General features: G+C 68.6%; 11 protein-coding genes. 4 read left to right on the top strand and 7 right to left on the bottom strand.

The annotated features are described in order from the left end of the window. Positions 1-213 precede the first annotated feature (213 nt). Entirely contained in the window at positions 214-1,743 is a 1,530-nt protein-coding gene (gene hflX, locus CJ197_RS14485) for a GTPase HflX (protein WP_102237437.1), read from the bottom strand. A 194-nt stretch (positions 1,744-1,937) separates the two neighbouring features. Here hflX and CJ197_RS14480 point away from each other — a divergent pair, with 194 nt between their 5' ends. After that, a complete protein-coding gene (locus CJ197_RS14480) occupies positions 1,938-2,549 on the top strand; it encodes a class I SAM-dependent methyltransferase (RefSeq protein ID WP_102237436.1) in 612 nt (203 codons plus the stop codon). A gap of 42 nt (positions 2,550-2,591) precedes the next feature. Here CJ197_RS14480 and dapF read toward each other — a convergent pair whose 3' ends face one another. After that, positions 2,592-3,440 carry a diaminopimelate epimerase gene (gene dapF, locus CJ197_RS14475; protein WP_102237435.1) on the bottom strand — a complete coding sequence of 283 codons (849 nt, stop codon included), beginning with the start codon at positions 3,438-3,440 and terminating at the stop codon, positions 2,592-2,594. A 9-nt stretch (positions 3,441-3,449) separates the two neighbouring features. Next, the gene (gene miaA / locus CJ197_RS14470) at positions 3,450-4,493 is read right to left on the bottom strand and encodes a tRNA (adenosine(37)-N6)-dimethylallyltransferase MiaA (RefSeq protein ID WP_102237434.1); all 1,044 of its coding nucleotides are present in this window, start codon (positions 4,491-4,493) and stop codon (positions 3,450-3,452) included. 175 nt (positions 4,494-4,668) lie between these two features. On the opposite strand from miaA, the gene CJ197_RS14465 reads away from it, so the two are divergent. Then, positions 4,669-5,154, top strand: a complete 486-nt coding sequence (locus tag CJ197_RS14465; RefSeq protein WP_233191015.1) for a YbjN domain-containing protein — start codon at positions 4,669-4,671, stop codon at positions 5,152-5,154. A gap of 159 nt (positions 5,155-5,313) precedes the next feature. Here CJ197_RS14465 and CJ197_RS14460 read toward each other — a convergent pair. The 3 genes from CJ197_RS14460 to CJ197_RS14450 all read right to left on the bottom strand — a co-directional run bounded on the left by CJ197_RS14460 (position 5,314) and on the right by CJ197_RS14450 (position 7,945). Then, positions 5,314-6,503 (bottom strand): IS3 family transposase gene (locus tag CJ197_RS14460; RefSeq protein WP_233191014.1). Its coding sequence is split into 2 segments (ribosomal slippage): positions 5,314-6,216 and positions 6,219-6,503, totalling 1,188 coding nucleotides; the frame shifts between segments, so codons are not numbered across the junction. Positions 6,504-6,624: 121 nt separating this feature from the next. Further along, positions 6,625-7,107, bottom strand: coding sequence for a DUF1772 domain-containing protein (locus CJ197_RS14455; protein ID WP_233191013.1), 483 nt, complete (start codon positions 7,105-7,107; stop codon positions 6,625-6,627). Between the two features lie 13 nt (positions 7,108-7,120). Continuing rightward, entirely contained in the window at positions 7,121-7,945 is an 825-nt protein-coding gene (locus CJ197_RS14450; protein ID WP_233191012.1) for an NAD(P)H-binding protein, read from the bottom strand. Positions 7,946-8,130: 185 nt separating this feature from the next. On the opposite strand from CJ197_RS14450, the gene CJ197_RS14445 reads away from it, so the two are divergent. Next, complete coding sequence (locus tag CJ197_RS14445; RefSeq protein WP_102237432.1) at positions 8,131-9,081, top strand: AraC family transcriptional regulator; 951 nt, start codon at positions 8,131-8,133, stop codon at positions 9,079-9,081. A 452-nt stretch (positions 9,082-9,533) separates the two neighbouring features. After that, the gene (locus CJ197_RS15695) at positions 9,534-9,938 is read left to right on the top strand and encodes a transposase family protein (protein WP_369801560.1); all 405 of its coding nucleotides are present in this window, start codon (positions 9,534-9,536) and stop codon (positions 9,936-9,938) included. Here the strand turns inward: CJ197_RS15695 and CJ197_RS14430 are convergent. Beyond that, positions 9,872-10,267, bottom strand: a 396-nt coding sequence (locus tag CJ197_RS14430; protein WP_146007794.1) for an integrase core domain-containing protein, incomplete at its 5' end; no start/stop codon positions are given. The genes CJ197_RS15695 and CJ197_RS14430 overlap by 67 nt on opposite strands.

Raw genomic sequence — 10,267 nt, 5'->3', positions numbered from 1 at the left:
TACCGCGGCGGAGCAGTCCTGCGAGCCATCACCCTCTGGCAGAAACGGTTAGGAGACACGCCCTAGGCCCGACCCTGCGGCGCCTGCTCTGCCCCTCGGCGCCCGCCCCGGCCCCGCAGTGCCTGCCCTGGCCCCCGCGCTTCGCACTTTTCCCGCCACCCGCGTGCGGAACATGCCAGGAACAGTGCGAAACGTACGGGGTGTGACGCAGCCTCAGGCGCTTTCGTGCAGCTCGGCGGCAAGGGCCTCGTCGACCCGGGCGTGCAGGCGCGTGCCTTCCATGAGGTGCTCCTCGACCAGCACTTCGCCGGTGGTGTGCGCACGCGAGACGAGATCCCCCCGCGAGTAGGGCACCACCAGGTCCACCTCCACGGCGGGCCGCGGCAGGCGCTCGGCGATCAGTGCGCGCAGCTCCTCGATGCCCTCGCCGGTGCGGGCGGAGACGACGGCGGAATCCCCCACCTGGCTGCGCAGGCGCGCGATCGTCTCCGGCGCGGCGATATCCGCCTTGTTCAGGACGATGATCTCCGGCACGTCGAAGCCGTCGATCTCGCCGAGCACCGTGCGCACCGCGGTGATCTGCCCCTCGGGGTCGGGGTGAGAGGCGTCCACGACGTGCAGCAGCAGGTCGGCGTCCCCTACCTCTTCGAGGGTGGAGCGGAAAGCCTCCACCAGCTGGGTGGGCAGGTGGCGGACGAAGCCGACGGTATCGGCGTAGGTGAACTCCCGCCCGTCGGGGGTGACGGAGCGGCGGACCGTCGGATCCAGGGTGGCGAACAGGGCGTTCTCCACCAGCACCCCGGCGCCCGTGAGGCGGTTCAGCAGGGAGGACTTCCCGGCGTTGGTGTACCCGGCGATCGCGACCGACGGCACCTGGTGGCGGGTGCGCTCGGCACGCTGGGTGGCGCGGCCGGGAGTCATGGCCTTGATCTCGCGGCGCAGCTTGGCCATGCGGTCACGGATGCGCCGACGGTCCAGCTCGATCTTCGTCTCACCGGGGCCGCGTGAGCCCATCCCCGCGCCGCCGGCGGCGATGCGGCCACCGGCCTGCCGGGACATCGACTCGCCCCAGCCGCGCAGGCGCGGCAGGAGGTATTCGAGCTGGGCGAGCTCCACCTGCGCCTTGCCCTCACGGGACTTGGCGTGCTGGGCGAAGATGTCCAGGATCAGGGCGGTGCGGTCGATGACCTTGACCTTGACGATGTCCTCGAGGGCGCGGCGCTGGCCGGGGCCCAGCTCGCCATCGGCCACGACGGTGTCTGCTCCGCAGGCGGCGACGATGTCGGCCAGTTCAGCGGCTTTGCCCTTGCCGAGGAAGGTGGCGGGATCGGGGTGGGCGCGGCGCTGCAGCACACCGTCGAGCACCTGGGAGCCGGCGGTCTCGGCGAGCGCAGCGAGCTCCCGCAGGCTCACTTCCGCCTCCTCGGCGTTGCCGGAGGTGTACAGGCCTGCGAGCACGACCTTCTCCAGGCGCAGCTGGCGGTACTCGACCTCGGTGACGTCCTCGAGCTCGGTGGACAGTCCCGCGACGCGACGCAGGGCCTGCCGGTCGGCGAGGTCCAGCTGCTCGCCGTCGGTCTGGGAGGAGTAGGTCACCGCGGAGACGGAGGCATCGCCGCGCGCGAGGATCCGTGCGGTGAGCGGGTCGCGGGAGGGCTGCTCCGTCGTGCTCGCGCCTGATCCCGTGCCGGTCTCCGCGACGTCGGTGTCGGGGGTGGGGTCGGGGTGGAAGGCGATGGGCACGATCTGGGAGCTCCTCGGGTTGGGGGTCGGCGCCGGTCGGCGCGGACGGTCGCACCAGGATCCCACGGGCGCATTCGCGGGTCGAGGGATTTTCGCGCAGGGCACAGCGGGGACGGCGGCGTCTCCCGCGGTGCAGACCTCCCCTCCCGCCTATCCGGGTCCCGACGCTGCCGTGCGCTCCGTATCCTGGCGCGGTGGCTGAGCATTACTTCACCCCCTCCCCCGGGACCGATGACCGGCGTCTCCCGCTGCGAGTGCGTCTGGCCGGGCGGGAGCTGGAACTCGTCTCGAGCGCGTCGGTGTTCAGCGGCCGGGGTCTGGACAAGGCGACGGCGGTGCTGCTGGATCGGCTGGATGAGATCACACTGCCGCCGCCGCACGGGCGGATCCTGGATCTGGGCTGCGGTTGGGGGCCGATCGCGCTGACCGCTGCGCTTGAGCATCCGGACGCCGAGGTGTGGGCGGTGGATGTCAGTGAGCGAGCCCGCGAGCTGACAGCGGAGAATGCGCGGCGTGCCGGGGTGGCCGTGCGGGTGTGCGCCCCCGAGGAGGTGCCCGACGAGATCGCCTTCGATGCGATCTGGTCGAACCCGCCGATCCGGATCGGCAAGTCGGCGCTGCATGCGCTGCTGCTGCACTGGATGGCGCGTCTGGCGCCGACGGGCACCGCGGCGCTCGTGGTGGGCAAGAATCTGGGGGCGGATCCGCTCGCGCGGTGGCTCGGCGAGCAGCTGCCCGAGCGGGAGGTCAGCAAGCGGGCGAGCGCCAAAGGATTCCGGGTGCTCGAAGTAGGCCCGGCCACCTAAGGCATAAAGCCTGGCCCGAGGCTCCTCCGGCTCCGCGCTGCGTCAGGCGAGCAGTGTCCCGTCGGCCACGAGGCGGGCGGGGCCGGTCAGCAGCACCTCGCCGTCCTCGGCCCAGCCAACCTGGAGCCGCCCGCCGGGGACATCCACCGTCCAGGGCGCGCCCGTCGTGTCCTCGGCGCGCTGCGCGGCGGCAACCGCGACGGCGGCGACGCCAGTGCCGCAGGAGCGGGTCTCTCCCACACCGCGCTCGTGAACACGCATCGCCACATGGTGGTCTCCGCGCTGGGAGACGAGCTCGATGTTCGCTCCGGCCTCCGGGTCGGGGTCCAGGGCCGGGCGCTCGGCGAGGTCGAGGTCCGCCAGCTCCACATCGGCTGGGAGGAAGGCGACGGCATGGGGGTTGCCCATGTCCACATCGGTGACGGCGAGGCGCTGCCCGGCAATCTGCACAGTGCGTCCGTTCTGCGCGGCGCGGCTGGTGCCCATGCCCACGCGCACGCTCCACTCGCCTCCCACCTGCTCGGGGACGGCGATGATCTGCACCGTGCGGGTACCGGCGCGGGTGTGGAGGGCGAACTCGTCCGCGGTGACATGGCCGTGGCGGCGCAGGTGGGCGGCGAGGACCCGCACGCCGTTGCCGCACATCTCGGCGATCGAGCCGTCGGCGTTGCGGTAGTCCATGAACCATTCAGGGGCGCCCGTCGGGGCGTCGATCCCGGCGGCGCGGGTGCGCACTGCGCGGATCACTCCGTCCCCGCCGATGCCGGCGCGACGGTCGGCGAGGGCCGCGACGGTGGCGGCGTCGAGGTCCAGGGTGCCGTCGGGATCATCGAGGATCACGAAGTCGTTCTCGGTGCCGTGGCCGATGGTGAAGGCGAGGGGCGCAGACATGCCCCGAGCCTACGACTGCTCAGCTGGCGTGCCGGGCAGCAGCGCGAGCGCCTGGGCGGTGAGCTCGCGCGCATCGGCGGATCCGGCATCCAGCCAGCGCACCCGCTCGTCGCGGCGGAACCAGGTGTCCTGTTTGCGCACCAGGCGCCGGGTGCCCACGATCGTGGCCTCGATCGCCTCGGCACAGCCCAGCGTCCCATCCAGCACCGCGAGGCCCTGTTCGTAGCCGATCGCGCGGCGGGCGGTGAGGCCCTGGTCCAAGCCGGCCGCCCGCAGGGAGCGGATCTCCTCGAGCAGCCCCTGCTCGACCATGCGGTGCACGCGACGGCTGATGCGCTCGTGGAGGATCGGGCGGGGCCGATGGACGCCGATCTGGATGGTGGTCGGGTCGAGGTAGCGCGGGCGCGGCAGGAAGGCGGCGAAGGGCTGGCCGGTCAGCTCTCCGACCTCGAGAGCGCGCACGATGCGGCGGGCATCGCCGGGGCCAATGGTGCGCGCAGCCTCCGGGTCGCGCACGGCGAGCTCGGCGTGCAGCGCAGCGGTGCCCTCGGTAGCGATGCGCTGCTCATAGCGCTCTCGCACCGCGGGGTCGGTGGGCGGGAAGGCGATGTCATCGAGGACGGCGCGCAGGTAGAGCCCGGATCCGCCGACGAGGATGGGGGTGCGGCCGCGGGAGCGGATGGCGGCGATCGCGGCGCGGGCCTGCTGCTGGTAGGCGGAGACGCTGGCCTCGTCGGTGACGTCCAGGACATCCAGCAGGTGGTGCGGGATGTCAGCGCGCTCGGCAGGGGTGACCTTGGCGGTGCCGATATCCATGCCGCGGTAGAGCTGGAGCGCATCGGCGTTGATGATCTCCCCGTCCAGCGCTTGGGCGAGGGAGATGCCGAGCTCGGATTTTCCGGTGGCGGTCGCGCCCACCACGGCGAGCAGCGGCGGCACGGGGTGCTGCGGGCGCTCGGGGGGCTCGGGGCGCTGCGGGCGCTCGGGCGCCGGGGGCGCTGGGGCCGCGGGCGGGCAGGCGTCCGGGCTGGCGGCTTCCGGGCTGGTGGGCATGGGATTGACTGTAGTCGGGGCCGACGGACGCCCGCCCGTCGGCGCGGGGTGGGAGGGTCAGCGGGATCACCCCTGGTGCTCAGGTGATGCCAGGGGTGAAGGAGTAAGGTGTCCGATGTTCCGCGGCCGACGGGGCCTGTCCCGGGCCGCCCCTACGTCACCCGCGAGGTTGGAAGTGACTGCACCGAACGAGTCCCAGCGCCGCATGGACTCGGCCGATGGTCTGGCCCCCCTGTCCCTGGAGCGTGTCGAGCAGGCGCTGTCGCGCCTGGGCTACTGCTTCGTCGAGGACGAGGAGCATGAGGACGTGCTGCGCGCCCGGTTCGACGACTACCGATTCCACTTCGCGATCGCCGGAGAGGATCACGGGGTGCTGCAGACCCGCGGGCGCTGGAGCCACTCGGTGGACATCTCCCGCAAGGTCGAGATGGTCAAGCTCTGCAATGAGTGGAACATGAACCGCATCTGGCCCAAGGTCTATGTGCGCCGCGAGTCCGAAGGACTGCTGGGCGTGTACGGGGAGCTGGTCTCCGATTTCCGCGCCGGGGTGCTGGATGCGCAGATCGAGGGGGCGATCAAGTGCGGGCTCAGCACCGTGATCGCGTTCTTCCACAGCCTCGAGGAGCGTCTGGGCCCGGAGATCGACGACCTGGACAGCTGAGCGCCGCACGCACAGCGTGAGCCGCCCGGCCGCAGGCACCTCGCCGTGAAGAGGCTAGCTGTTGCGGGTCATGACGTTGTAGTCACTGGGGTGGGGATGAAGGAAGGGACTGCTGCACGGATAGGGGGACTGCTGCACGGATAGGTGACAGTCGGGGTGTTAGGCCGCGAGTGTCACGGCGGGGCTCATGATGGTCTCGTATTCGATGGGGGTCAACCGGCCCAGACGGGCCTGCCGGCGGCGCCGGTGGTAGGTCCGCTCGATCCAGGTGGGGGCACCTCCCGCTTGCGGGGGAATGATGGCGATACGGAGCTCTTCCCGGGTGCGCCACCGCTGACGGTTCAGGACGTTCTTCTGCAGCAGGGCGAAGAACGATTCCATTGCCGCGTTGTCACCGGCGGCACCGACCTGGCCCATGGAGCCGATGAGGCGGTGCTGGTCCAGGGCATGGATGAATGACCGGGCTCGGAACTGGGACCCGCGGTCGGAGTGGACGATACACCCGGCCACGTCCTCGCGCCGGGCAACGGCGTTGTTCAGGGCGTTTACGGCCAGGCGGGCTTTCAACCGTGAGTCGATCGAGTAGCCCACGATCCGTCCGGAGAACGCGTCCTTGACCGCGCACAGGTAGAGCTTGCCCTCGTCAGTGGGATGCTCAGTAATGTCGGTCAGCCACAGTTCGTTGACATCATCGGCGGTGAAGTCCCGCTCGATAAGGTCGTCGTGGACCGCAGGGCCGGGGCGTTTGCCGTTCTTCCCCCGTTTGATGCCGAACATGGAGAACCACTGGTTGTCGTGGCAAATCCTCCACGAGGTGCGATCACACATCCCCTCGCCAGCAGCCGCGGCCTCATCGGCCAGGAGGCGGGAGCCGAACTCGGGGTCATCCAGGTGAGCGTCATGCAGGGCGTTGGCACGGTAGGCCTCGCACAGCTCCGTGGGCGTCACGGGCTGGCGGAGCCACCGGTAGTACGGGGCTCTGGAGAGCTTCAGGACCCGCAAGGACACCGTGACAGGAATCCCGTCAGCGGCGAGCTCTTTCACAAGCGGGTAATACCTTTTCCCGGCAGATTCGCCTGGGACAGATACGCGGCAGCACGACGCAGGACCTCGTTCTCCTGCTCGAGCAGGCGGATCCGCTTGCGAGCCTCGCGCAGCTCATCAGCCTCCTGCCGGCTTCTACCGGGCCGGTTGCCGTCATCGATATCGGCTTGGCGCATCCACTTATGCAACGTCATCTCGTGGACACCGAAGTCCTTCGCGATCTGCGCGATCGTGACACCGTCCTCACGGGCGCGAGCCACGGCCACCACATCGTCACGGAACTCCTGGGGATAGGGAGCAGGCATGATGCACATCCTTCCAGGCCGCCCAGCAGGCAAGCCAGATCAGATGTCACCTATCCGTGCAGCAGTCCCTTCTCGACTTACTCATGTGCATAGTTGACGTGCGGGGCTTCGGTCATCTGCTTCACCCCAGGGCTCCGGCGAGTACGAGGCTCACGAGGGCACCGGCACTCGTGATCGTTCGGGTGAGGTTCCACCGATTCCAGAGTGCCTCGAATCGTTCGCGCGCGACCCGGTACTCGACCTGCGTTCTGGTTGCGGCTCGGTCGAGTTGTGTGTTGAGCGGTACGTTCCGGACTGCGGTGATGATCAACGTCAGAGCGGCGCATGCTGCACCCGCCCACGCCCAGGATGTCGGCACGATTGCGGCCGACCTTGTACCGAGGAAGGCGTAGGCGAGAGCCGTGAGCGGGGCGGTGAAGAAGACGAGCAGGAACCAGCCGTTCACGATCGCGCGGTTGATCGCGCGAAACGCCTGCACGTAGGTGGCGTCATCAACGCGCCCGAAACCGGGCGTGATCGCGCAGGCGAAGACGAAGAACAGCCCGGCGAGCAACCCGTTCATCACAATCGCAGCGACGACCAGGGCATCAATGAGGGAAGACACGGCAGCCCGCCGTTCAACGGAGCGCGAGGACGCGCTCGATGGTTGCTTCGACTGGGGTGTTTACGTGCACGCTGCGGTCACCGCGCGGAGCGAGCAGTCCGTGCTCGTCGGCTCGGTACAGCTCAGCGAGGCTCTCGGCGATGTGCGGGCGGAACCCTGCTTCGGAAAGGGCGCCGGCCCAGGCTTCCTCGGGAACCGTCGCGACCTCTAGCTCCCGCCCGAGAGCCTCGCCGAGCAGTTCGGCGATAGTGCGCTCCGAGTAGGCGGGGCCGACGACATCGATGCTCTCACTCACAGCGGGCGGCGACTGGAGCCTCTCGGCCACGAGCCCACCGAGGTCTGCGGTGGCGACCATCGGCAGCGGGGCGTCGGCCGAGGTGGCGAACACGGGGTAGATACCGCTGTCGCGTGCGACGTCGATCACGTCGCCGACCTTTTCTTGGAAGTGTCCCGGACGCAACGCGGTCAACGTGGTGCCGGTTGCGCGCAGTGCTTCTTCGAGGCGGTGCAGGCCGGCGATCGGGCCGGTGCCGCCCGCGAGATCCGCACCCCCGGAAGACAGCATCACGACATGCGGCACGCGGGCCTCGGCGACCGCGCCCGAGATCGAGGCGACCAGGCGACCCGCATGCTCCTCGAGATCGTCGACGGTGAGGTCGAACGGCAGTAGGGCGAAGAACCCGGCGCACGCTCGCAGCGCCTCGGTGAGCGCGGCCCGGTCGTCGAGCGCGACGATGCGCACCTCGGCCCCCTGCGCTTCCCACTCGTCGGCATCCGACGGGCGGCGCACGAGCACGCGCACTTTTGTATCAGCGGCCAGCAGCGCACGAGCTGCCACTGAGCCCACTCTGCCTGTTGCTCCTGCGATGACGTACATGATGATTCCTCTCGGTCAAGCGGCTTGCTTACGAAGTTGACGGTACGGATGCTTGATCGGCGACACCATGCCTGTGAATCCAATCTTCTTGCTCATTCGTCCGATACCGCCGGTGAAATGGTGTCGGAATAGGGCAGACTGGGGCCATGAGACCAGGACTTCCTGCTGAGACCACAGACCGGCTGGCGCGCGTGCTGCACACGCTACGGATGCGCAGCACGTTCTACTGCCACGCCGAACTCGGCGAGCCCTGGGCACTTCAGATGCCCGCTATCCCGGACTCGATCAGCTTCCACGTCCTCACCACCGGCACCTGCTGGCTTCGTCTGCCCGACGCTGATCCACGGGAACTTCGCGCGGGCGACCTTGCCCTCGTGCCGCATGGGCTCGGCCATGACCTCGCCAGCACGGAGACCAGCGCAGCGGGGCCGCGCGTCGATCTGCTGCCGCAGCAGTACCTCACCGAGCACTACTCCGTGCTGCGGCACGGGGGCAGCGATCGTTCGGCGCAGTTGATCTGTGGCGTGGTGTCGTTCGACGATCCCGCGGCCCGTGAACTCATGCGCGCACTCCCATCGGTGCTCTTCGTCGGCGGCGACACCCTCTCAGCCGCATCCTCGATCCGCGACACCCTGCGCCTCATGGCCGGCGAACTCTCCCATCCGCAACCCGGCGGAGAAGCAGTCGCCACCAGGCTCGCCGACATCCTCGTCGTCCAAGCAATCCGCGCATGGCTCGCCAACAATCCCGACACCGGCTCAGGCTGGCTCCGCGCTCTGCACGACGAGCGGATCGGCTATGCCCTGGAAGCTATCCACAACGAACCGGGACGCGAATGGACGCTCGAGCGCCTCGCACAGCTCGCAAGCATGTCGCGGTCGTCATTCAGCACCCGCTTCACCGAACTCACAGGCGTTGCCCCCATCGCCTACCTCACCCGCTGGCGCATGAACATCGCCCACACCAGACTCCGTAACGAGAACACCACCGCAGCAAGGCTCGCCACGGAACTCGGCTACCAATCAGAAGCCGCGTTCAACCGTGCCTTCACCCGCATCATCGGACACACCCCCGGCACCATCCGCCGCCAACGCTGACTCGCGCGGCTACGCAGAGAGTGCGACGCTCCGCGCCCCTTAGCTTCGTAGTCGGTAGGCAATCACTCTCCGCGGGCGTACCTGCCGGGTGTGACGGTCTCGATCCGGGTGATGACGGCTGGGCAGGGCTACCGGTACCTGCTCAACAGCGTCGTCGTCGGTGACGGTGATCGGGACGCAGCGACGGCCCTGACGAGGTACTACGAGCAGTCAGGTACACCTCCGGGCCGCTGGTACGGGTCCGGTCTGGACGGCCTCGCGGAGCCGATCGGGACTGCTGCACGGATAGGTGACATCTGGGGTGTGTCAAGGATTTCGGACTGTCGGTGTGGTTTGCGGGCTCTTCACGGTTCGTGGTGATGGGGAGCATCGCGTCGCTGGCGTAGGACGGCTCGTGGTCCTGCTGTGATGGGTGTTGTCAAGACATCCACATTCCAGAGGACCACGAGCCTGTGCATGAGAGTACTGGTTCGCAGCGGGATAATGCGAGCACGATCTTCAACCTGCCCAACTACCGCGTCATCGACGCCGTCGACCTGCCCGATGGTGGCCGACGGGCGGTGGTCGTCTCGACCGTTCCGCCGGGCTGCCCCGCTTTCGGGGTGCTCGCGACCAAGGTCCACTCCCGCCGGGACCAGCAGATTCGGGACGTCCCGATTGCTGGGGCGATAGAGGTGGTGTGGGCCAAGCGGCGCTGGTTCTGCCTCGAGCCTACCTGCACCAGGGGCACGTTCAGGGAGTCCACTGGGGTGTGTCAAGGATTTCGGACAGTCGGTGTGGTTTCCGGTGGTCAGGCGACCGCTGGGAGGGTGGTGGGGGTGGTCTGCTCGGTCCACGCCTTGGCGGGGGTGCGGTAGCCGAGCGATGAGTGGAGGCGGGCGCGGTTATAGAAAGCCTCGATGTAGTCGGCGATCGCGAATCGTGCCCGACGATGCTCAGAGAATACGTGGTGGTGATACATTTCGTTCTTCAGCGAGGAGAAGAAGCTCTCCGCGACGGCATTGTCCCAGCACACTCCGGCCCTCCCTATGGACTGCGTGAATCCGTTCTCAGTACAGTATTCTCCGAATTCTTGACTGGTGTATTGGGTGCCGTGATCGCTGTGGAACATTGCCTGGGGTGCTGCGTAGCCGTGGGTGCGGGCCATGGCCAGCGCGTCGATCACCAGGCTTGTGCGCATGTGGTC

The organism is Brachybacterium sp. UMB0905 (genome assembly GCF_002871795.1).
In the GTDB taxonomy this organism is placed as follows: domain Bacteria; phylum Actinomycetota; class Actinomycetes; order Actinomycetales; family Dermabacteraceae; genus Brachybacterium.
Note: the sequence above shows the minus strand (reverse complement) of the source record. Positions and strands in the feature narration are given on the sequence as shown.